Here is a 22,525-nt window from a genome sequence, read left to right as displayed (position 1 = left end):
TCCTGAAAATATTGTTAATGGACTGAATTTCTTACTTACCAGTAATCTCTTGATTGGTACTAAATTTAGGAAAAAACTATTGTTTTCTTTTTAACCCCGCAACAATATCCAATAGCAGTGGAATACCTGGGTTTCTGTTCTTTTTGCTCCAGATAAGAGATAGGGTAGTGCGTTGTGGCAGATGGTTCAACTCTAAGAAATCCACATGGGTATGATAACCTTTTTTTAAGGAAGTAGGCACAATGGCTACACCTAAGCCTTGACTCACCAGGTTAAAAATACTTAGTGCATTGACTGTACGCAGCGCTACGTGCGGGTCAAAATCATGATCTTCAAAAATACTCATCACCAGTTCATAATAGGAATTGCTGTATTCCTTGGAAAAGAGAATAAAGGATTCGTCCTTAAAATCATGGAGATTGACCTTTCCCTTTGGCCTAGCCGTGGAGTTTTTAGGAACCACCAATGAGAAATGTTCCGTTAAGATGGGAATTGATTTTAAGCCTATAGGAGTGTCCTTGACCCTTACAAAACCAAAGTCGAGTTCTTGTTTGTTGATCATGTCGATCTGAATCTCATTGGCGAGTTCATTGAGCGTAATATCGATCAATGGTTGTTTCTGCTTCAGTTCCACCAGTAATTGGGGCAACATGGCTTGAACGGCAGATCCGATAAACCCAAGCTTCAGCGAAGTAATCTTTCCTTCTGATATTTTTTCAATATGGTCTTTGATATTGTCCAATTCATTGAAAATCAAATCCACCTCTTTTTTAAGGTAAATGCCTGACTCTGTCAATTCTACATTTCGCTTGTCACGGCGGAAAAGTTGAGTGCCATAATGCTCCTCCAATTGCTTGATCTGCCTAGACAGTCCTGGCTGAGCAATAAATAGCCTTTCAGCGGCCCTTCTGAAGTGTAATTCCTCGGCTACTACCTTGAAATATAAGAGATGTCGGAGTTCTATTTGATAATTCATGGTTATCAGTTGTTGCTAAAATTGATATTGCCAATTATCAAATATAGCAGGTAAATTTGGGTTACACAGGGAAATATTATGAAAACATTTAAATACGGAGAAGATTATTTGAATAGTTCAATAGCCATAGCTATTGCGAAATCTGATTGCCAAGGGCTATTGACTGAGGAAACGATCAGTAAAATAAACCAAAGCGCCCAGTATGTCCAAGAGATTGTAGATGCTGGAAAAGTGGTGTATGGAATCAACACTGGTTTCGGGCCACTGTGTACTACTTTGATCAGCCCTCAAGATACCAAGAAATTACAGGAAAATATATTAAAGAGCCATGCCGTTGGGGTAGGCGAGCCTATTGATAAGGAATTGAGCAAGCTCATGCTTATCTTAAAGGTGCATGCCCTGGCAAAGGGGTTTTCGGGGGTTCAATTGAGTACGGTAGAACGTATTATCTGGCATATTCAGAATGATGTGATTCCAGTTGTACCTAAGCAAGGTTCGGTTGGTGCATCTGGTGATTTGGCTCCTTTATCCCATCTGTTTTTACCGCTGATTGGGTTAGGTAAGGTCTGGAAGGATGGAAAGTCAGTTGATTCGGCTTCTGTGCTTCAGGAATTTGGAATGGAACCCATTCAACTTGGTGCCAAGGAAGGTTTGGCCCTGATCAATGGAACGCAATTCATGGCTGCCCATGGTGTAAAAGCTGTAGTGGAAATGAATAGATTGATGAACAATGCCGACCTGATCGCCACACTGATGATTGAAGGGTTGAACGGCTCTATCAAACCATTCTATGCTGAATTGCATCAACTGAGGCCTTACAAAGGAAATACTTTTGTGGCCTCGACTATTTTCAATCTTTTGAAAGATTCGGAAATATTGGAGTCGCATAAAAATTGCTCACGGGTACAGGATCCTTATTCTTTACGCTGTATCCCACAAGTGCACGGGGCGTCAAGAAATGCTTGGTTGCACTTTAAGGAAATCATCGAAACGGAAATCAATTCGGTAACCGATAACCCGATCATCATCAATAGTGAACTGACCATCAGCGGTGGATCTTTCCATGGGCAGCCGATTGCTTTGCCTTTGGACTATGCTACACTTGCAGTTTCTGAATTGGGGAATATTTCCGACAGGAGGGTTTATTTATCCCTTGAAGGGGAAACTAATGGGGTTCCTAAATTGTTGATGAAAGCAACAGGTTTAAACTCTGGATTTATGATCCTTCAATATAGTACCGCTGCCATCGCTAGTGAAAATAAAGGACTTTGCTTCCCAGCAAGTGCGGATAGCATTCCGACTTCTTTAGGTCAGGAAGACCATGTGAGCATGGGGTCTATCTCTGGCAGAAAACTGCTGCAGGTACTGGATAACGTTGATAAAATATTGAGCATTGAGATGCTTTGTGCGGCTCAAGCTAAGGATTTTCATAATCCTAAACAGTCAACAGCGGTGATTGAGGCCATCCATAAACATATCAGGACAAGGATTCCACATATCGAAGAGGATCAACCTATGCAGGAAATCTTGGACAATGCTTTGGCTATCATTAAATCTGGAGAATTGATCGAGGTAGCAAGAAAAGCTGCCAAAGATAGTGATAAGCCGTATTTTGGTAAGGATGTCGAATATTTTGAAAACTATTGATCATGAATGAGAACGGAAAATTAATAGGGCCATTCAAACAGGTGCTGACTATGCAGCATTTGCCGCTGAAAGGTGCTTTAAAGGACGAGCAACTGGAAATCATAGAACAAGCGGGTATTTATATTGTTGATGGCAAAATAAGCGTGGTAGGCGATTTTGAGGGATTGAAGGAGGCTTTGCCCGATGATATTGAGATCGTTGAACTGAAAGGAGATTTCGTTGCTCTACCAGGATATATTGATTGCCATACCCATATCGCCTTCGGTGGAAACCGAGCGAATGACTTTGCCATGCGTAATGCCGGGAGTTCATACCTAGAAATTGCAGAAGCTGGTGGCGGTATCTGGAGTACTGTAAAACATACCCGTGCTTGTAGCCAAGAAGAATTAAAAGCTTTGACCCTGAAACGTGCTGATGCCCTGTTGAGACAAGGTATAACAACCGTAGAGGTCAAAAGTGGTTATGGACTTCAAGTGGAGGAGGAATTGAAAACCCTTCGCGCCATCAAAGAAGCAAACCAATCCTTTTATGTAGACTTGGTTTCGACCTGTCTTGCTGCCCATATGCATCCTAAGGACTATGAGGGGAATGCAGAAGATTACCTTTTTGAAATGGGGGAAAAGCTCTTTCCTATCCTTAGATCAGAGAATTTAACCAATCGGATCGATGCCTTTGTTGAGAAGAGTGCATTCTCTGCTGAACAAATCTTACCATATTATCTAAAAGCCAAAGAAATGGGCTTTGACCTGACGGTACATGCGGATCAGTTCAGCACTTCCGGTTCAAAATTGGCAGTTGAATTGGCGGCAGTTTCGGCAGATCACCTAGAAGCTTCAACTGAAAATGAGATCAGTTTGTTGGCAGGTTCTGACGTGATTCCAGTGGCCTTGCCGGCTGCATCATTAGGTATTGGCTGTGGATTTACTCCTGCACGGAGGCTGTTGGATGCTGGTGCCAGTTTAGCTATTGCCACAGACTGGAACCCTGGTTCTGCTCCAATGGGAAAACTGATCGAAAGCGCAAGTATTTTGGCAACCATGGAGAAACTTAGCAATGCTGAGCTCTTGGCCGGGATTACCTATAGGGCTGCCAAAGCCTTGAACTTGGATGATAGAGGTCGTTTGATGGAAGGGATGTTGGCAGACTTAGTCATCTATGATACGGATAACTACCAGAACATTACCTACCTGCAAGGCGGATTACAGCCAAAGGCAGTCTGGAAAAATGGAATCGAAGTGTTTGTTAGAAATGATTAATAACATGATTGAAAAAGATTTTAAGGAAGCAATTATGCAAGGGATTCCTTCAGAATTACCTGCAAAAGCCAATCTCGATAATAAAGTAAGCCATGCTCCAAAACGCAAGGCTATACTAAGCCCTGAAGAAGAAAAGTTAGCCATCCGAAATGCATTGCGTTATTTTCCTAAAGTGTGGCATAATGAATTGGCCGCTGAGTTTTTAGAGGAACTGAGAACATACGGACGTATCTATATGTACCGTTTCAGGCCTCATTATGAAATGTATGCAAGGCCAATTTCTGCCTACCCAGCAAAAAGTCAGCAAGCTGCAGCGATTATGCTGATGATCCAGAACAATTTGGATCCTGCTGTAGCGCAGCATCCCCACGAACTGATTACTTATGGTGGTAATGGTGCGGTTTTCCAAAACTGGGCTCAATACCTGTTGACCATGAAATATCTGTCCCAGATGACTGAGCAGCAAACCCTGCACATGTATTCAGGACATCCTATGGGACTTTTTCCATCGTCCGAAAATGCCCCACGGGTGGTCGTGACGAACGGTATGATGATCCCGAACTATTCGAAACCTGATGATTGGGAAAGATTCAATGCGCTAGGGGTAACCCAATATGGACAAATGACTGCAGGTTCATATATGTATATCGGACCACAGGGGATAGTTCATGGAACCACAATTACAGTGATGAATGCCTTCAGAAAGCATCTTCCTGAAGGAGAAACGATACAAGGGAAAGTTTTTGTCACATCTGGATTGGGCGGAATGAGTGGTGCTCAACCCAAAGCAGGAAACATTGCAGGCTGTATCACCGTATGTGCTGAGGTCAACCCTGCAGCAGCAAGGAAGAGGCATGCACAAGGTTGGGTGGATTTATTGGTAGAAGATATGGACGGTCTTATCCTGGCGGTAAAAGCTGCAATGGCCCAAAAGGAAGTGGTATCAATCGCCTATATCGGAAACATCGTTGATGTATGGGAACAATTTGATAAGCAGAATATCCCAGTTACCGTTGGCTCTGACCAAACCTCTTTGCACAATCCTTGGTCGGGAGGATACTATCCTGTTGATCTGAGTTTCGAAGAATCAAATGATCTCATCGCAAATAACCCTGAACAATTTAAAAAGGAAGTCCAACGGACTTTAGTTCGGCATGCAGACGCAATCAATAGACATGCGGCAAAAGGAACCTATTTCTTTGATTATGGAAATGCTTTCCTTTTGGAGGCAAGTCGTGCCGGTGCAGAGGTAATGGCTTCAAACGGAATTGATTTTAGATATCCATCCTATGTTCAGGATATCCTTGGTCCAATGTGTTTTGACTATGGGTTTGGACCTTTCAGATGGGTTTGTACATCAGGTAAACCTGAAGATCTCCGATTGACCGATCAGTTAGCTTTGGAAGTTATGAAAGAACTTCAAAAAGCGGCTTCATCTGAGATTTACCAGCAGATGGAAGATAACATAAAATGGATATCTGAAGCTGAAAACAATAAATTGGTTGTGGGCTCCCAAGCTCGTATCCTCTATGCTGATGCCTTGGGAAGAATGAAGATTGCTGAAGCCTTCAATCAGGCGGTTGCAGATGGTCGATTGTCGGCTCCTGTTGTTTTAGGTCGTGACCATCATGATGTAAGCGGAACTGATTCGCCTTATCGTGAAACCAGTAATATCTATGACGGCAGTAAATTTACTGCAGATATGGCCATCCATAACGTAATAGGAGATAGTTTCCGTGGTGCCACATGGGTTTCCATCCACAACGGTGGCGGTGTAGGCTGGGGAGAAGTAATCAATGGTGGTTTTGGAATGGTCTTGGACGGTTCGGAAGCCAGTGATCGCAAATTGAAACAAATGCTTTTCTTTGATGTCAATAATGGAATTGCAAGGAGAGCCTGGGCAAGAAACAAGGAAGCGATTAGTGCCATTGAAACGGAATTAGAAAGGACATCTACCTTGAAAGTCACCAAGGCCGAACTCGTGGATGACCAATTAATTGATAACCTTTTTGAGTAAACCTTTTATGGAAGCATTTGGGAATGTATGCTATAAACCCGCTGAACAACAAAATTGGTCAGGAAGAATCGATGGTGATACAGCGGAAAACCTTCGTTGGCACCAGTTGATCACTTGTGTCGATCTGAATGCAGTGACCCTATCACTTGACAAACATATTGTTTTCTTAGGTTTCTGCTGTGATGAAGGTGTAAGAAGGAACCAAGGACGAATAGGAGCAAAGGATGCTCCTGCAGCCTTAAGAAAGGTTCTTGCTAGACTTCCTAGCCATATGCAGGCTGCCATTAAAATAGCTGATGCAGGCGATGTATTCTGTTCAGCAGAAGATTTAGAAGCAGCGCAAAATGAACTTGCAAAAAGAGTAGCGCAGATTTTAGATAAGGGAGGTTTCCCTGTGGTACTGGGCGGAGGACATGAAGTGACCTATGGACATTTTAATGGACTGAAAAGCCATAGTAAAACCAAAAGGATTGGTGTAATCAATCTGGATGCGCATTTCGATATCCGACCTTTAGTAAATGATCAAGGAAACTCAGGGACTGGATTCTATCAGATTTTTAAGGATGCCGAACAGGAAGGCTTTGAAGCTCGTTATTTAGCTCTTGGGATCCAAGATATCAGTAATACCCAGGCCCTGTTCAATTTTGCGAAGGATAAGGGTGTACAGGTCATCAAAAGAGAAGAAATCTTTCCTGAAAATATCGATAGGTTGATTTCCCAAATCCAAGGGTTTGCGAATGACTCCGATGACATCTACCTTACGGTGGATATGGATGTATTCGCTGCTGCATATGCCCCAGGGGTAAGCGCACCAGCTTTCCATGGCATTGTTCCAGACCATAACTTCCACAAAATATTCCAATCCCTTTTGCAGCTCCCAAATCTAAAGTCCATTGACTTTGCTGAAATAAATCCCCTTTATGATATTGACAATAGGACGACAAAATTGGCTGCTGATCTGATTTTTCGCCTAGTGAATAATAAACGATAATATGTAACTTTAAAGAAACATAAAAAAAGGAAACATATGTCGAATATAGATTTCATTAGAGAAGAGACAGCAGCGAACATCGGCAACTTTATGGTAGGTAGGTTACTGCCTTTCCGTCAAAAACGTTCTATAGGACCCTTTGTTTTTATTGACCATATGGGGCCAGCCTGTTTGGCAGACCATGAGAACTTAGATGTCGGTCCACACCCGCATATTGGTTTATCCACTTTGACTTATTTGTTCGAAGGCTCTATTTTCCATCGGGACAGCCTTGGTACAGCCATGGAGATCAAACCAGGGGCTGTTAATTGGATGACCGCCGGAAAAGGGGTAGTCCACTCAGAAAGGACTCCCGAATACCTACGACAAAAGGACAAGTTCCTCCATGGTCTTCAGATTTGGGTAGCCCTTCCAAAGGACCTCGAATTTATGGACCCTGAATTCCACCATACCGAAGCTAGTGATATTCCTACTTGGAAAGATGCAGATGTTTCCTACAAACTGATAGCTGGTGAAGCATTCGGAAAGAAATCACCCGTTCCTGTCTATAGCAAACTCTATATGATTGAGGTCAAGGCTGAGAAAGATTCCTTAATTGATATAAGAGGGGAGCTGTATGGTGAGAGCGGACTGTATATCCTAGAAGGGGAGGTCGATAGCAATGGCTTTACATATGGACCTAAACAGATCCTGATCACCCTAGATGCACATCTATGTACCTTTGAAATGAAAGCCGGATCTACCGTCTATATCTTCGGAGGCGACCCATTCCCTGAAGAACGCTTTATCTCCTGGAATTTTGTAGCCAGTGATAAATCCACGATCGATGAAGCCAAAGAAAAATGGATCAACCATGAATTCCCTAAAGTACCTGGTGATGATGGTTATGTGCCACTACCTGTTAGGTAGTATTTAGTATTAAGTATTTAGTATTTAGACCTATTTCGCCGAACCTATCTAAATACTAAATATTACTTTTAAATTCTTGAAATGTAATTCTTCAAAATCCTAGGCGACAATACAGGAAAGTCTAAATACTAAATACTATATACTAAATACTATATACTAACCAATGTATTCTCATCAGCGCCCCATTCGCTCCAGGACCCATCAAAAATAGTTACATAGTCATTTCCTAGTTCATAGGCAGCCAAAGCAATGATTGCTGCCGATACGCCTGAGCCGCAGGTAAAGATATTTTGCTTAGCGGAATCGATCTTCCCTTCAAACAGTCGCTGTAGTTCTTCCTTCTCCTGATATTTTATGCCATCGAGTACCAGGTCAAAGGGTAGGTTCTTTGATCCGGGGATATGCCCTGAACGCAATCCAGGTCTCGGTTCTGGAGCAGTTCCATGGAACCTTCCAGAAGATCTCGCGTCGGTAATGCTGATATCATCATCGCCTAAGCGCTCCACCAGTTCATCTTTCGAGATGAACCATTCATAATTTGGCTTCGCTTTAAAGTTGCCTAAGACCATAGCTTCAGTATATTGATGTTCGATGGGCAATCCTGCCGCTTTCCAGGCCGGCAGTCCACCGTTCAGCACATAAACCTTATCCAAGCCCATATACCTCAACATCCACCAAGCACGCGGACTTGAATAGACTCCCCAGCGATCATAGATGATCAATGTCGAATCCTGATTGATGCCTAACTTCTGTACTTCCTTGCTGAATAGCTGTGCCGAAAGCATCGTATGTGGAAATGGACTATGATGATCTGAAAACGCACCTTCGATATCCAAAAACAAACTGTTGGGCAACAGTTCCAGATTATCGTTGTCCATCTTCTGGTTGACCTTATCGATGGTCGCATCCAAGACTATGGCATTCTCCTCATTGATCAATTTGAGGGCCTCATCGGTACTGATTAATGCTGCTGTTCTCATGGGTATATAGATATGAGATATGAGTATTGAGATATTAAACTTCTTAAGTTAAAGATATGCAAAATGTAATAAGTCTTGGAACATCTACATCTAATCTTTTACATTCACTAATCTCACAACCTAAATCCCTTAAGCTACATTCAAGAAATAAATATTCTCCAATATCTCACATCTCATATCTCCCATCTCAAATCTATAAACAAAAAAAGCCCCGATTGTAAAATCGGGGCTTCGAAGTATTTAGAGTAATCTAAAATTATTTAGATTTTTTCTCGTCGTCTTCCATTTGCTCTTTCAATTGAGCTAATACGTCAAGATCACCTAGAGTTGATTTCTCAACTGAATCTTTAACTTTTTTCACTGCTGCGTTAGCAGTTTTAGCTTCTTTTTTACGAGCGTTGAACTCTTCGATACGAGCTTCAGCTTTAGCATCTTCCCAAATACGAGAGTGAGAAATCACTAGACGTTTGTTTTCTTTGTTGAATTCAATGATTTTGAATTCAGCAACTTCGTCAACTTTCAATGCTGAACCGTCTTCTTTTACAGAGTGTTTGTTAGGGCAGAATCCTTCAACACCATATTGTAAAGCTACGATATCACCTTTGTCACCAACTTTGATTACAGTACCTTCGTGAACTGAACCTTCAGTGAAGATTGTTTCGAAAGTATCCCAAGGGTTTTCCTCTAATTGTTTGTGACCTAAAGAAAGCTTACGGTTTTCTTCGTCTAATTCTAATACCACAACCTCTAATCTTTCACCAACTTTAGTGAATTCGTTAGGGTGGTTAACTTTCTTAGACCATGAAAGGTCAGAAATGTGAATTAAACCATCGATTCCGTCTTCTAACTCAACGAATACACCGAAGTTAGTCATGTTCTTAACAACTGCTGATTGTTTTGAACCAACTGGGTAACGTTCAGTGATGTTCTGCCAAGGATCTGGAGTCAATTGTTTGATACCTAAGCTCATTTTGCGCTCTTCACGGTCCAAAGTCAAGATTTCAGCTTCGATTTCGTCACCTACTTTCAAGAATTCTTGTGGAGAACGTAAGTTTTGAGACCAAGACATTTCAGAAACGTGGATTAATCCTTCTACTCCTGGGATGATTTCTAAGAAAGCACCGTAGTCAGCTACAGTAACGATCTTACCTTTTACTTTAGAACCGATTTCTAAGTTCTTGTCTAAAGATTCCCAAGGGTGCTCTGAAAGTTGTTTCAAACCTAATGCAATACGTTTTTTCTCGTCATCAAAGTCAAGAACTACAACGTTGATAGTTTGGTCTAAAGCCAACACCTCTTTTGGATGCTCGATACGGCCCCAAGAGATGTCTGTAATGTGAAGTAATCCGTCAACACCACCCAAGTCGATGAACACACCGAAGTCAGTGATATTTTTAACAGTACCTTCCAATACTTGTCCTTTTTCCAATTTCGCAACGATCTCTGATTTTTGGTTTTCCAAATCGTCTTCGATCAATACTTTGTGTGATACAACTACGTTTTTGAACTCATGGTTGATCTTAACAACTTTGAACTCCATAGTTTTACCTACGTAAACATCATAGTCACGGATAGGTTTGATATCAATTTGAGATCCTGGTAAGAATGCCTCAACACCTTTGATGTCTACAATTAAACCACCTTTTGTACGTGATTTAACAAAACCATCGATAACTTTGTCGTTCTCCAAAGCCTCGTTGATCTCTTCCCAAGATTTTTGTGTTTTAGCACGTTTGCGTGATAATACTAATTGACCATTTGCATCCTCTTGCGATTCAACAAATACATCAACCGTATCACCGATTTTTAAGTCAGGTAAGTCACGGAACTCAGATAATGCTACTAGACCGTCTGATTTGAAACCGATGTTTAAAACAACATCTTTGTTATTGATAGATACAACGATACCTTCAATAATCTCACCTTGATTGATTTGGTTGAATGTGCCAGCGTACTGCTCTTCTAGTTTAGTACGTTCCGCATCACTGTAGTTACCAAAAGCTTTTTCATCAAGATCCCAGTCGAAGTCTCCTGATGGAGTACTCCAAGTGTTTGATTTAATCTCATCGATTAAATTTGAATCTGCCTCAGACTCAATCTTTTCAGTGTCCTTCACAACTTTTGTGTCAGCACCTTGTAGCTCTGCATTTTTTGCCGCTAACTCTTTTTCTGCTTCTTGTTTTTTTGCCATTAATTAATAATCTCCTTTTCCCTACAATGTAGGGATTGCAAAGATACGAAAAACTTTTATTTACAAGAGTTTAGATGTAAAAAAGTTTAAAAAGATTGAAAAGTTTAGGATTCTTGACGTAACTCGTCGCTGTCCTCAAAGATAGGATAGATCGTTTTTACAATCACTTCGGTCAGTTTCCGCTCGTTAAATGGCTTGATCAAAATTCCGTCAAATAAGACCTGTCTCTCCTTCTCCAGCTTCTTAACCTGCTCATTATCAGAAGATGTGGCTATTATTTTAACCGAGTTGTAGGCAGGGTTCGCCCTTACGGTAGCCAATAATTCGTCACCGGTCATCACCGGCATGTTGATATCGGTAACAACAACGTCAATCGGAAACCTGCTCAATATCTCTAAGGCCTCTTTTCCGTTGGTTGCTGTCTTAACATGGGTATGTAACGAGAAGAACTGCTTTAAATACAGTAAATTCAAGGCGTTATCATCCACGATTAGCCAACTTAGATCCTTGGAAAAATCGCTGATTTTCTCAATGTTCAACGAGGTCTTCCGACGGAATTTCGGTTTAGGAATAGGGATCTCTACCTTAAAGGTGGTGCCTTGACCGGCATTCGTTTTAAAGTTTATCTTTCCTTTTAATGTGCTGACAATATTTTTGGTGATATATAGCCCTAATCCAACGCCACCTTCTACCTTATTGGACTTATTGACCGTATAGTATTTCTTGAAGATGTTCTTCTTCAGGGCATCAGGGATTCCCTGGCCTTGATCCGATACCTTAAAGATCAGGTTGCTCTGGTCATCTACGATCGCGCTAGCCACCACCTTTCCGCCATTCGAGTATTTGATCGCGTTGCTCACCAGGTTGCTCATGATCTGGCGGACCTTAAATTCATCCGAGAAAATCACCGTTGGCTGATTTTTGTCCAGCTCATACGCCAATTCTATCCCTTTCATTTCGGCATGGTTGCGATGGGTTTCTACCACATCGATCAGCAGGTCAACGAAATCAAAGTGAATGGCCTCAATGCTGTTCTGTTGGTCTATTTTGCTCAGGTTCAGGATATCATTGATGGTTTTGGAGGTCGCCGTAATATTCGTATAGGCCGATTCCAACAAGTGGATGTCGTTGGCCTGATAAAGGTCCTTGCGGCTCTTCAATAGATCCACGATGCCGATCAGCGAATTGATAGGGGTCCGGATTTCATGGGTAATCTCCGCCAGGATATCTGTTTTCTGTTCTGCCAATTTGGAGGCGTAAACGCGTTCATCCAATAATTTACGCTCATAGTAGTTGGTAAAGAATTGGTAATAAACCAAGATACAGATCACGATAAAGACAAAGGTCAGGGATATAATGATCTGCCATTTGAAGGTATCGGTCCTAGCGATTAAGATGCTCAACTCATGGTCGGTCTTGTCTCTTTGGATCTGTATGCGCTCTTCATGGATGATCCGGATCAGCTGATTGGCAGAGTGCAATAGGGTAAAGTTATCTGCCAAAAGTGACCTTTCGTTTTTCCGGATATCGGTCAGGGTTTGTTTCAGTTCTTTAAGCCTGTTCTCAGCTTGCGTATTGCCTTGCTTGATGATGTTTTTCAGGTTCGCGTTCTGCTCAGTTACCTGTTGGGTATGCGTAGGCGTACCTGTTTCCACCGTAATGGTATCATCCCCTTTTTGGAAGATCCGCTTTAACAATGATTTCTTCTTGACTACGACTTTCTTCGGCTCATTGGCAACGATCGGTGCAGGTTCCTTAGGACGTGGGATGCTGATGTTCGTTTCATTGTTCGCTTGGATATTAAAGGTCTTCAGGGTCTCTGAAGCGACCAAGATAGAATCCAATTTGCTGTTCAACTGACTGTATTTAGGCAGGAGGTCTTCCAGCTTGCGACCATGGTAATTTTTATCACTAAACGTTTTGGACTCCTCACTTCGTACTTTGATCAATGAATCGACCGCCGACTTTAAGGTTATCAGTTTAGAACGGTAGGAATTATAGTCATTGATATTATAGGTAATGGAGAATAACCTGAAATGGTCTTCTGCCTCGCTGAATATGGTCAGTAATTCTGTAAAGTTATTTTGGTCACTGTTTACAGAAGTGTAAATGTTCTGGATTTTGTTCTGTATGCTCTTGTACTGTATATAGGAGAAGATAAAAAAGACAACAAAAGTGATGAACAATATAATTATTGAACTCAACAGGATATTTCTGACGTTCTGGTTCCGCTTGTTCCGCTTTTGTAAATCCTTGTCTTCCATCGGTAAGTTTTTCCGGTCTAATCGTTGATCTGAGCTAACAAAATACTCAATACGATTACAATAATAATAAATTTATAATAAATTAAATTTTGTTTGGTTTAAATGAGTTGTATACTCGCGGCTTAACAATTTTAATGCTTTGCTTTGAAAGCGCAATACTGGCATTTAATTCGAAACCTATGATCAAGATCAGGGCGTTGATGTACATCCAGATCATCACGACGATCAATGTTCCGATAGAACCGTATAATTTGTTGTACGCACCGAAGTTATTGATATAGAAGGTAAAAAATGAAAAAGACAACATGGCCAATATCGTAGCCAAGGTTGCACCGGGCGTAAATAGCTTCCATTTTTTTGTCGAACTTGGTCCAAACTTATAAATAAGGCTCACTGTAAAAAAATAGATACCAAATAAAATAATCCATTGAGCAACTTTAATGGCAAATGCCCAAAACCATTTCAGGTCATAATCGATATGGGTTTTCAGGTAATTGATCAAGTAGTTTGAACCGGCATAAAGTGCAATTCCTACGGCAAGGGCCAATACGATGGCAAGGGATAGGGCTAGGGCTACAATTCGTCTTTGAAACCAAGTTCTGGACTCTTTGGATAAGGATGCTTTATTAAAGCTCATCATCAGGGTCGTCATACCATTGGTCGCAAAAAATGTACAGAGTACAAAACCGGCAGATAACAAGCCACTGTTCTGTCTCTTGATGATATCTTCTAAGGTAGTTTCCAGGATTTCGTATGCATTGTTTGGCAGAGCCAACTGGATCAGTTCCATCAATTGTTCCTGAAAATTGTCTACAGGAATGTAAGGGATCAGCGTAAAAAGGAAAATAATTCCAGGAAATACCGCCAACATAAAGTTGTAGGCTAGGGAAGAGGCTTTATTGATGATGGATTCCCGAGCGATCTCCTGAAAGAAAAATACCATGACAGTATAGAGCGGTAATTTTCCAAATCCCGGTAAGGTGGCTGATTTGGTCCACTCGATAAATCTGTCATACGGCTTAACGTACAGAAGATGTTGGTGAATTTTTTTCATTATTCTCCAAAAAATGGAGCCATCTTATCCATGAAAATCTGTGGAGGTTTGCAAGGCCTGTTTCGTTCCATATCAACAAATACCAGTTGGGTAGAACCTGTATTCAACAGCTCTCCAGATTCATTAAACAGCTCATATTCAAATTTAATCCTTATTCCTGGTTTTTCTCTAATATAAATATTTATGGTTACTAAATCATCATATTTCGCTGCTTTGTTGAATTTGCAGCTCAATTCGATCACAGGCAACATCACGCCCATTTCCTCGAGCTGTTTATAGGAAATCCCCGTGCTCCTTAACATTTCGGTACGGGCAACTTCATAATAGGTCGCATAGTTTCCATAATAGACATAACCCATATTGTCTGTCTCTGCGTAACGAACCCTGATCTGATGCTGATAATGAAACATACTATTTCTTGATATTTCTGGCGTCTAAAGCTTTTTGGAATTTACGCGCATTGATCAAATGTTCAGCAACTGTTTCCGCATATAAATGGTATCCTGAAAAATCATCCTTCGCACACATATAGATATAGGGGTGATGGTCATAATTCAATACCGCATCGATAGAGGCGATACTTGGCATCATGATCGGTCCCGGAGGAAGGCCTTTGAAACGATAAGTGTTATATGGATTGTCAATGGTCAGGTGCCTGTTCAATACCCTACGGATAGTAAAGTCATTATTGGCAAAGATCACCGTAGGATCCGCCTGCAATAGCATCCCTTTCTTCAATCTATTGATATAAAGACCTGCAATTTTTGGCATTTCATCCACATGCAGGGCTTCACCTTTTACAATAGAAGCTAAGGTGCTCACCTCTTGTATGGTCATTCCCAAAGAATCTGCCTTTGCTTTCCGCTCTGCATTCCAGAATTTCTCATATTCCTTTGAAAAACGATCGATGATCTCCTCAGGCTTGGTATTCCAATAGATTTCATAGGTATTTGGAATGAACATGCTGAAGAAATTCTCTTTATTGAAACCATATTTCTCTGCTAACTTCTCATCATTCAACAGATTGATGAAAGTCAGGGAATCCGCTTCAAAATCTCTACCCAGCAATCCTGCAAAATCCTGTCTCAATCGTATATTTTGGAACCTGAACTTTACAGCATCCTGATAACCGCCACGCAAGTTCCCGATCAATCGGCGATTGCTCATATCTTTCGATATTTTGTAGCGGCCTGCCTTAATGCCGGTGCTTTCCAGATCCATAGCTTTCGCCGCATACTTGAAATAGGTTGGGTTTTTTACTATACCTTCCGACTCGATCCTGGAGATCACACTCGCATAAGGTTCATCGGTTTTTACGTAGAAGTAATCCTCATCGCTGGCAATACTTGGTGCCATAAACGCCTGATATCCTATCCATCCAGCTACCAACACTATCAATAAGATAATGATAAGTACAATCCCTAATCCTTTTCTTTTATTTCTGTTCTCAGCCATGTTATGGGTTTTGTGGAATAGTAGGTGTTGGAGTTGGTTCTGCCGGTTTACCTAGGGTAACATGGATGGCATTGCCTATGGAAATAATCTTCGCACTCGTATCTGGGTTTTGTTTTACGACCACTGATCCTAAAGTATCATTTGAGTTCCCGTCAAAAGAAACAGAACCCAAGGTCAAGCCTTTTCCTGCCAGTGCAAATTTGGCCTCAGTCAGGTTCAATCCAATCAATACAGGGATTTCAACCTCATCGTCTCCGCGACCATTACCTAAGATCAAGCTGATTTTGGATCCTTTAGGAACCATACGTCCCGGACGGATCGGTTGGCCGGCAAATTTTACATCCAATACCACATCTCTAGCGATGTCATTCCTATAGACGGTATCCGCAATCTTTAAAGAATGGTTCTTTAAGATAGCAGATGCCTCGATAAATGTTTTATCAATAACTTCTGGGAAGGCAATTTCAGGTGCAGACTGGGTAATGATGGTCAAATAAATCGTACGACCACCTTTTACATGCGTCTTAGGGTCAGGATCCTGGTCGATCACCAATCCTGGTTTCGCATCCATTTGGTAGATGGAATCGATTTCCACCTCTAATCCTGCCTTGTCCAATACGTTCAAAGCTTCACTGATGTTCAAGCCTTTCAATAGAGGAACCTCTTGAGAATCACCATGCTTAGTGTAGATCTTTAATCCGAAATAAACTAAAATAAAAAGAATGACAATGAAAATGAGCCCTGCAATTAAGTTTTTCCTGAAAGCACTCGTTCTCAAGTATAAAAAGAACTTCGACATCTATTAATGTGTTTTTTTTGAATATCCTATTAACAATATTAATTCCAATTTTACAAATTCCCGCAAATACTGCTAATATAAAGGCAAAAATATTCGTTTTTCCTCGTATCTCAAATTATATTTGCTTCTCGATTATTACATATGAAAACTAAAGTAGCATTAATTACGGGTGGTTATACTGGAGAGGCTGAAATTTCCTATAAAAGTTCAGCGTTTGTTTATTCCCAAATCGATAAAGAAAAATACGATGTGTATCTTATTGATATTACATTGCATAGCTGGGCCTATACGGATGAGAACGGCCAAAAACACGAAATTGATCGTCAAGATTTCTCTTTGAACATAAATAACGAAAAGCTACGTTTTGACGTGGCCTTTATCATTTTGCACGGTAGCCCGGGCGAGGATGGAAGGTTACAAGGTTATTTAGATATGGTTGGATTGCCTTATACTTCTTGTGGCGCTTTGACCTCATCCTTGACAATGAACAAGGGTTATACCAAGGCTATTATCCAGGACATTGCAGAATTGAACGTCGCAAAATCGGTTCTTTTATTTGATATCGACAGACCAAAGGCATTCGACCTGGTCAAAGAAAAATTAACTCTTCCCTTATTTGTAAAACCAAATGCTGGAGGTAGCAGTATCGGAATGAACAAGGTCAATACCTGGGAGGAACTTCCTAAGGCCTTAGATGAAGCATACGATGCAGAAGGAACCGGTATGCAAGTATTGGTCGAAGAGTTTGTAAAAGGTAGAGAATTCTCCCAAGGGATCTTTAGGGACTCCAAAGGAGAGCTTCAGGTGCTTCCGGCAACAGAGGTGATCACGACCAGGGAATTCTTTGACTTTGAAGCCAAATACACTCCAGGGTTGACCCAAGAGATCACACCTGCCGACCTTAACCAAGAACAAAAGGATAGGGCGGATGCCATTATCCGTGAAGTTTATGTTCGATTGAATTGTAAAGGTATGGTCCGTGTGGATTTCTTTATCCAAAATGACACCGATAAATTCTATTTTATTGAGATCAATACCATTCCTGGTCAAACTGCACAAAGCTTTATTCCGCAACAGGTCCGAGCAGATGGCCGTACAGAAACCGCTTTCTATTCCGAATTGATCGAGGCAGCGAAAAACGATATTTAAAAGATAATTAACATAAGAAAGGCAATGAACTAATATTCTTTGCCTTTCTTTATGGTTTACCACCAATATTATTCCTGGCCTAAAAAATCCCTCCTGCTTACTTCCGTTTCCTCTATTTCTTCTTGTCACTTTCTCTTGGTCTCATTCGGGTCTCATTCGAGAATGATTCGGGAATGATTCGAGTAAATAAGGTATACTGGTTTAGACATTTTGCGAAAATTCCGAATATGTCTCGAATAAGGTCAATTGCAACCCCGCATAAAAAATGGATTTTGAACAGCAGCCTATGTTACTAATAAAAAGAAAAGGCCATATCTGTGGAGATATGACCTTAAAATTTATGTTGATTTAATTTACTGCAGCTGGTTGAACAATAGCTTGAAAGTTCCATGGGTTTGCGCGCGGAAATTAATGTCATTTCCAAAAGATACCAGTTTACCTTTGCCTACTGGCGCTTCAAATGCAATAACTCCATCCTTCAAATATTTCTGTCCCCATGACCACCCACTCTTTAGGACCTTCTCCGAATCAAACCACATCAATGGTTTGATATTGGTATTTTTGATCTTATACAAGTTGTCGTTGCTGTAATATATATCTATTTCATCATTATAGCCCCAAGTGCTGGCAGATCCTTTTGCAACTTTTGCTGTCAAAACAGATCCAGGGGTATAAAACTCAGTTCTCTTTAAAGCCTTGTGTTGGGCATCTACCAAATGGTTTTCTACACCTAATTCCAGATGTTCGGCCAAATCAGAACTGCTTCCGATCGTTACGATTTTACCTCCGTTTTCCAAGAATGATTTCAATACAGGTATTGATTTCTGTTCGGTCAAGCGACCCCATCTTTCTTTAAATGGAGAAGGGATATTTTCTGGAGCCTCTGCTGGCATACGTCCATAGTAGGAAGATGCATTTGGATTGCTATTGAACCTAGGAATAGAATTTCCAGGGAAGATAATGACATCATATTTTGCATTCAGGTTACCCTTGTCGATATCTGGTGCATAGATGACCTCAAAATTATAGTGATATTTTTCCATCAGGAACCTCAACCATCCGGAAGGCATGCTCCCGCCATAAGTATCCCATAGCGCTATTCGTAGAAGTTTGATCTTCTTGTTTTGTTTTGGTAAGCTATTGCTGGCCTCCGCAGGGAAGATCAATTTCACGTTCGCATTGTTTTCAACATAGATATCCCCATTTGATTCATCTCGCCAAACATTCTTTCCTTGTTTAAGCAAGTCATTGCTTACGCGGAAGGATTCGTTGATTGTTGCGGGAAGTCTTAGGTATTTACCTTTAGGTTTAGCAAGTTCTGCCAATTGGATGACCTTTCCATTCGTCAAATTTTGGAATGGACCATTGAAGTCCTCCAGGATACGGTCGAATTTTACATCCATCAGGTAAGCCAATGTCCAGCCTGCAGCATCATAAGGCGGAATTGGAGGGCCTCCTGGATATTGAAAGTCATCAGGGTGATCTTGCGGCTCGAACATATCTAAGATATGTGGACGGAAAGCTTGGTCAGTCTTGATGATATAGGAATCCTTCGCATATTTCTTGCCGTTTACCGTGAAGTCCGCTGTTGCCTGTTGGATATCGATACCATTTTGGATCAATGCATTCACGAAATCAGTAGCTTTTACAAAATCAGCCTGATCCGCAGGGATAATAAATCCGCGAGGGTCACGAAGGGATTTGTTCTCGAAGAGGCTGCCCAATAATTTTCTTTCTGCTTCGCGGTTGTTCTCGATTTTAGGGTCCTTTCTCTTGGCTTGTTGAAAGGCTGTATCGATTACAGCTACCTTGCTAGGTGAAAGTGGCCAGAAGTCTTTAGAACCTCGCTCTATGGAGTTCTTGCCCATCCTGAACATGTTGTACAGGACTTCATCCTTATAGCGGCTGGCATAGTTCAAGACTGCGTAGTTCAAGGATACGGAATAATCAATTGATTGTTGGAAATGCCATACCTGCGGAATCACTGGGTTTTGGGTGTCATTATTCGGAATCAAGCGGTTTGGAACAAGTGGGATCTCGAATGGAGTTGGGTTGCCGATCATTTCGGTCAACAGTCCCATCATGTTGTGGAAATAGGTGGTCGTTCTCAGGCCACCATTATACCAGGTCGAGAATACCGAACCGTCTTTTGCCGTATATCCGGGTTTGCCTTCGGCATTCAACCTAGAAGACATTGCGGCTCCCAAGGCATCGATTCCAGACATTAAGATTGGGTCAAATACATAATTGAACGGATCTCTATAGGGTGCGCCTGCTACCACGGCACCTGCTGGTGCAGTTTGGTGGTGGTTGTACATAATCTGAGGGATCCATTCAACAAACAGCTGTCTAGCCATGTTTTGGGATTCCTTGAGGTTCAGCATAAAAAAGTCGCGGTTATTATCATGTCCTGCATATTTCTGGTAAAGGACAGGGACATAGTTGCCCGATCTTTTTTCAGGAGTTTTTTCACGCATGTACCAGTTAGAGATCAACTCTTGCCCATCTGGATTGGCATGCACCATGAGGACAATGCTGTTCTCCAGGATGTTCTTCGTTTCAAGGTCGTTGGATGAAGCCAGCAGGTAGGCAGTTTGGATAAGCTGGTGCGTTCCTACCACTTCATTGGAGTGAAGGCCACCATCGATCCAAACGATGCTCTTGCCTTTTTGGGCCAGTGCACGAGCTTCCTCTTCAGACAGTTCAGCATGGGCAAGTTTTGTCGAGATGTTCTTGAATTCTTCCAGATTTTTTAAGTTTTCCGGAGAACTAATGATCAGCATACATTGGTCACGGCCTTCTTCGGTCTTGCCGATGACCGTGTATAACAATCGATCAGATTGTTGGTCCAATTTTTTGAAATACTGTTCAGTTTCAGTAAATGTTGCCAATTGGTAGTCATCACCAATCTGGAATCCAAAGTGCTCTTTCGGACTGGTTATTTGTTGGGCAAATACCATCTGAATAAAAGCAAAGGAAAACATCAGTAACCGGATGAGGTTCATTGAGTTCTTCATAATTTTATTAGGTAATAATTTATAGGTTAAAGATAAGAATCGCTTGCAGATTCATTGGAGAAAGATCGATCTAATGCAGGACCTTCACAATAATATTACAGTCTAGAGCTTTTGCAATCTTATCCGGTTGGTCCTGTCAAAGGGGTGTATTTTAATGTCGAATACTCGTTTTTGTTTAAATCGAGAAAACGATTTTTATTCTCTTGGAATTTGTATATTTGAGATGATGACATTTAGTAGCATATGATTTTAGTTGCAGATAGCGGATCCTCACGATCAGATTGGATGCTCCATCTTCCAGATAGCAAACCATTACGTTTCAGTACCAAAGGTTTAAATCCTTTCTTCGTAAGCGAGAAGGAGATTGCGGCAATTTTGACTGAGGTTCCCGAAATTATCCCATATATAAAAGAAGTTCATGAGGTCTATTTTTTCGGAGCAGGTTGTTCTACTCCTGACCGCCGTGAATTAGTATCCAATGCCCTGACCCAAATTTTTCCATCCTCCTTTATTTCTGTTGAAAGCGACCTGTTAGGGTCTGCCTATGCAACCTTTGGAGCTGGAAAAGGATTGATTTCCAATCTGGGAACTGGTTCTGATATCAGTTTCTATGATGGGGAGAAACTGTCGGCAAGTTTGCATGGTAATGGCTATGTGCTTGGGGATGAGGGTTCTGGTGCCTGGTTTGGAAAACAGTTGATTACTGCCTATCTCTATGAGACCATGCCAAGGGATTTGGCAAGGATCTTTAAGGAGACGCATCACATCACAAAAGATATCATCATCAAGAATGTGTATCAAAGGGATAGACCCAATGCCTATTTGGCATCTTTTGCCGAATTTATGGGACAGAATAGACAACATCCCTATATCGATAATCTCCTGAGAAATGGTTTTGACGAATTTGTAAGGACCAATATCATGACATACCCGAACTTTTGGGAATTTGAATGTCATTTTGTTGGGAGAATTGCCTATTATTTTGATATTCACTTAAGAGAGGTATGTTCTTTGCATGGTGTTCGTGTGGGCAAGATATTGAGTAGCCCAATTGAAGAGCTGTTCCATTATGTAGTGGACAGAGAGCTGAATGTTCAACTTTAAAAATATATAGATTATGATCATGGCCATGATAATGTTTTATACTATGCTGTTCCAACAGCCTACCGTATATGACTTTTCTTTCACATCCATTGATGGAAAGAAAGTAGATCTCGCTGATTTCAAAGGAAAACAACTTTTGATAGTCAACACCGCTTCTAAATGTGGTTTCACCAAGCAGTATAAAGAGCTTCAGGAGCTACATGAACAATATGGAGATAAACTGGTGGTTATCGGGTTCCCTTCTGATAATTTTGGAAACCAGGAATACGGAGACAATAAAAAGATCGCTGAGTTCTGTGAAAAGAATTTTGGGGTGAACTTCATCCTTTCTGAAAAGGTAGATGTAAAAGGTGATAAGCAAACTGCCTTGTTCAAATACCTAACAGAAACCGAAAATCCAGACTTCAAAGGTGATATCAATTGGAACTTCGAGAAATTTCTGATCGGAAAAGATGGTAAACTAGCACACCGATACCGCTCGAAAGTTACACCACTTGATAAGGTGATAACATCACAAATCTTATAAAAACAAAAAGACGCTCCAAGGCGTCTTTTTTGTTTTTATAAGATTTAGACACAAGACATTAGACATCAGACAAAAGAACTTTCTGACGGGTTATCTTGGCTCAACCTATGGCAGAGATGGAGAATATTTGATGAAAATGAGAAAAGTATAAAAACGGTCAACCCTATTTAGGGATGGACAATTGTCTTAT

17 protein-coding genes are annotated in these 22,525 nt (G+C 41.1%); 8 read left to right on the top strand and 9 right to left on the bottom strand.

The genetic code is table 11. The features are described from left to right. Window positions 1-76 precede the first annotated feature (76 nt). Entirely contained in the window at window positions 77-976 is a 900-nt protein-coding gene (locus tag NMK93_RS14835) for a LysR family transcriptional regulator (RefSeq protein WP_254528140.1), read from the bottom strand. A gap of 78 nt (window positions 977-1,054) precedes the next feature. Between NMK93_RS14835 and hutH the strand changes: the two genes are divergently transcribed. The 5 genes from hutH to NMK93_RS14810 are packed head-to-tail and all read left to right on the top strand — an operon-like array spanning window position 1,055 to window position 7,796. After that, window positions 1,055-2,623: a histidine ammonia-lyase gene (gene hutH, locus NMK93_RS14830; RefSeq protein WP_254528139.1), complete on the top strand. Its 1,569-nt coding sequence runs from the start codon at window positions 1,055-1,057 to the stop codon at window positions 2,621-2,623. Between the two features lie 2 nt (window positions 2,624-2,625). Next, window positions 2,626-3,879, top strand: coding sequence for an imidazolonepropionase (gene hutI, locus NMK93_RS14825; protein WP_254528138.1), 1,254 nt, complete (start codon window positions 2,626-2,628; stop codon window positions 3,877-3,879). A 4-nt stretch (window positions 3,880-3,883) separates the two neighbouring features. Beyond that, entirely contained in the window at window positions 3,884-5,896 is a 2,013-nt protein-coding gene (locus tag NMK93_RS14820; RefSeq protein WP_254528136.1) for a urocanate hydratase, read from the top strand. Next, window positions 5,889-6,887 carry a formimidoylglutamase gene (gene hutG / locus NMK93_RS14815; protein ID WP_254528134.1) on the top strand — a complete coding sequence of 333 codons (999 nt, stop codon included), beginning with the start codon at window positions 5,889-5,891 and terminating at the stop codon, window positions 6,885-6,887. The genes NMK93_RS14820 and hutG overlap by 8 nt, the downstream gene beginning before the upstream one ends. Window positions 6,888-6,923: 36 nt before the next feature. Next, window positions 6,924-7,796: a pirin family protein gene (locus tag NMK93_RS14810; protein WP_254528132.1), complete on the top strand. Its 873-nt coding sequence runs from the start codon at window positions 6,924-6,926 to the stop codon at window positions 7,794-7,796. A gap of 149 nt (window positions 7,797-7,945) precedes the next feature. Here NMK93_RS14810 and NMK93_RS14805 read toward each other — a convergent pair whose 3' ends face one another. The 7 genes from NMK93_RS14805 to NMK93_RS14775 all read right to left on the bottom strand — a co-directional run bounded on the left by NMK93_RS14805 (window position 7,946) and on the right by NMK93_RS14775 (window position 16,539). After that, entirely contained in the window at window positions 7,946-8,776 is an 831-nt protein-coding gene (locus tag NMK93_RS14805) for a sulfurtransferase (RefSeq protein ID WP_254528130.1), read from the bottom strand. A gap of 256 nt (window positions 8,777-9,032) precedes the next feature. After that, entirely contained in the window at window positions 9,033-10,967 is a 1,935-nt protein-coding gene (gene rpsA, locus NMK93_RS14800) for a 30S ribosomal protein S1 (RefSeq protein ID WP_185214134.1), read from the bottom strand. Window positions 10,968-11,071: 104 nt separating this feature from the next. Then, a complete protein-coding gene (locus NMK93_RS14795; protein WP_254528128.1) occupies window positions 11,072-13,231 on the bottom strand; it encodes an ATP-binding protein in 2,160 nt (719 codons plus the stop codon). Window positions 13,232-13,313: 82 nt separating this feature from the next. Beyond that, window positions 13,314-14,285, bottom strand: coding sequence for a YihY/virulence factor BrkB family protein (locus NMK93_RS14790; protein WP_185214132.1), 972 nt, complete (start codon window positions 14,283-14,285; stop codon window positions 13,314-13,316). Next, entirely contained in the window at window positions 14,285-14,695 is a 411-nt protein-coding gene (locus tag NMK93_RS14785) for a thioesterase family protein (RefSeq protein WP_185214131.1), read from the bottom strand. Before NMK93_RS14785 ends, NMK93_RS14790 begins: the two co-directional genes overlap by 1 nt. Window position 14,696: 1 nt before the next feature. Continuing rightward, window positions 14,697-15,740, bottom strand: coding sequence for an endolytic transglycosylase MltG (gene mltG, locus NMK93_RS14780; protein WP_254528126.1), 1,044 nt, complete (start codon window positions 15,738-15,740; stop codon window positions 14,697-14,699). Window position 15,741: 1 nt separating this feature from the next. Next, the gene (locus NMK93_RS14775) at window positions 15,742-16,539 is read right to left on the bottom strand and encodes a PASTA domain-containing protein (RefSeq protein WP_185214129.1); all 798 of its coding nucleotides are present in this window, start codon (window positions 16,537-16,539) and stop codon (window positions 15,742-15,744) included. Between the two features lie 141 nt (window positions 16,540-16,680). Between NMK93_RS14775 and NMK93_RS14770 the strand changes: the two genes are divergently transcribed. Continuing rightward, window positions 16,681-17,688 carry a D-alanine--D-alanine ligase gene (locus NMK93_RS14770; RefSeq protein WP_254528124.1) on the top strand — a complete coding sequence of 336 codons (1,008 nt, stop codon included), beginning with the start codon at window positions 16,681-16,683 and terminating at the stop codon, window positions 17,686-17,688. Window positions 17,689-18,041: 353 nt separating this feature from the next. On the opposite strand, the gene NMK93_RS14765 is transcribed toward NMK93_RS14770, so the two are convergent. Then, window positions 18,042-20,705, bottom strand: coding sequence for a M14 metallopeptidase family protein (locus NMK93_RS14765; protein ID WP_254528122.1), 2,664 nt, complete (start codon window positions 20,703-20,705; stop codon window positions 18,042-18,044). A gap of 243 nt (window positions 20,706-20,948) precedes the next feature. On the opposite strand from NMK93_RS14765, the gene NMK93_RS14760 reads away from it, so the two are divergent. Both NMK93_RS14760 and NMK93_RS14755 read left to right on the top strand, forming a co-directional pair. After that, window positions 20,949-21,809, top strand: a complete 861-nt coding sequence (locus NMK93_RS14760) for an N-acetylglucosamine kinase (RefSeq protein ID WP_185214126.1) — start codon at window positions 20,949-20,951, stop codon at window positions 21,807-21,809. Window positions 21,810-21,828: 19 nt separating this feature from the next. Beyond that, on the top strand, window positions 21,829-22,335 hold the full coding sequence (locus NMK93_RS14755; protein WP_237219516.1) for a glutathione peroxidase: 507 nt from the start codon (window positions 21,829-21,831) through the stop codon (window positions 22,333-22,335). Window positions 22,336-22,525: the final 190 nt, after the last annotated feature.

Source organism: Sphingobacterium sp. LZ7M1 (assembly GCF_024296865.1).
Classification (GTDB): domain Bacteria; phylum Bacteroidota; class Bacteroidia; order Sphingobacteriales; family Sphingobacteriaceae; genus Sphingobacterium.
This window is presented reverse-complemented; position numbering and strand designations above follow the sequence as displayed.

What these genes read in the sequence shown, in the direction of transcription:
- NMK93_RS14835 (WP_254528140.1), bottom strand. Translation starts at nt 976, where the DNA reads ATGAATTATCAAATAGAACTCCGACATCTCTTATATTTCAAGGTAGTA.
- hutH (WP_254528139.1), top strand. Translation starts at nt 1,055, where the DNA reads ATGAAAACATTTAAATACGGAGAAGATTATTTGAATAGTTCAATAGCC.
- hutI (WP_254528138.1), top strand. Translation starts at nt 2,626, where the DNA reads ATGAATGAGAACGGAAAATTAATAGGGCCATTCAAACAGGTGCTGACT.
- NMK93_RS14820 (WP_254528136.1), top strand. Translation starts at nt 3,884, where the DNA reads ATGATTGAAAAAGATTTTAAGGAAGCAATTATGCAAGGGATTCCTTCA.
- NMK93_RS14810 (WP_254528132.1), top strand. Translation starts at nt 6,924, where the DNA reads ATGTCGAATATAGATTTCATTAGAGAAGAGACAGCAGCGAACATCGGC.
- NMK93_RS14805 (WP_254528130.1), bottom strand. Translation starts at nt 8,776, where the DNA reads ATGAGAACAGCAGCATTAATCAGTACCGATGAGGCCCTCAAATTGATC.
- rpsA (WP_185214134.1), bottom strand. Translation starts at nt 10,967, where the DNA reads ATGGCAAAAAAACAAGAAGCAGAAAAAGAGTTAGCGGCAAAAAATGCA.
- NMK93_RS14795 (WP_254528128.1), bottom strand. Translation starts at nt 13,231, where the DNA reads ATGGAAGACAAGGATTTACAAAAGCGGAACAAGCGGAACCAGAACGTC.
- NMK93_RS14790 (WP_185214132.1), bottom strand. Translation starts at nt 14,285, where the DNA reads ATGAAAAAAATTCACCAACATCTTCTGTACGTTAAGCCGTATGACAGA.
- NMK93_RS14785 (WP_185214131.1), bottom strand. Translation starts at nt 14,695, where the DNA reads ATGTTTCATTATCAGCATCAGATCAGGGTTCGTTACGCAGAGACAGAC.
- mltG (WP_254528126.1), bottom strand. Translation starts at nt 15,740, where the DNA reads ATGGCTGAGAACAGAAATAAAAGAAAAGGATTAGGGATTGTACTTATC.
- NMK93_RS14775 (WP_185214129.1), bottom strand. Translation starts at nt 16,539, where the DNA reads ATGTCGAAGTTCTTTTTATACTTGAGAACGAGTGCTTTCAGGAAAAAC.
- NMK93_RS14770 (WP_254528124.1), top strand. Translation starts at nt 16,681, where the DNA reads ATGAAAACTAAAGTAGCATTAATTACGGGTGGTTATACTGGAGAGGCT.
- NMK93_RS14765 (WP_254528122.1), bottom strand. Translation starts at nt 20,705, where the DNA reads ATGAAGAACTCAATGAACCTCATCCGGTTACTGATGTTTTCCTTTGCT.
- NMK93_RS14760 (WP_185214126.1), top strand. Translation starts at nt 20,949, where the DNA reads ATGATTTTAGTTGCAGATAGCGGATCCTCACGATCAGATTGGATGCTC.
- NMK93_RS14755 (WP_237219516.1), top strand. Translation starts at nt 21,829, where the DNA reads ATGGCCATGATAATGTTTTATACTATGCTGTTCCAACAGCCTACCGTA.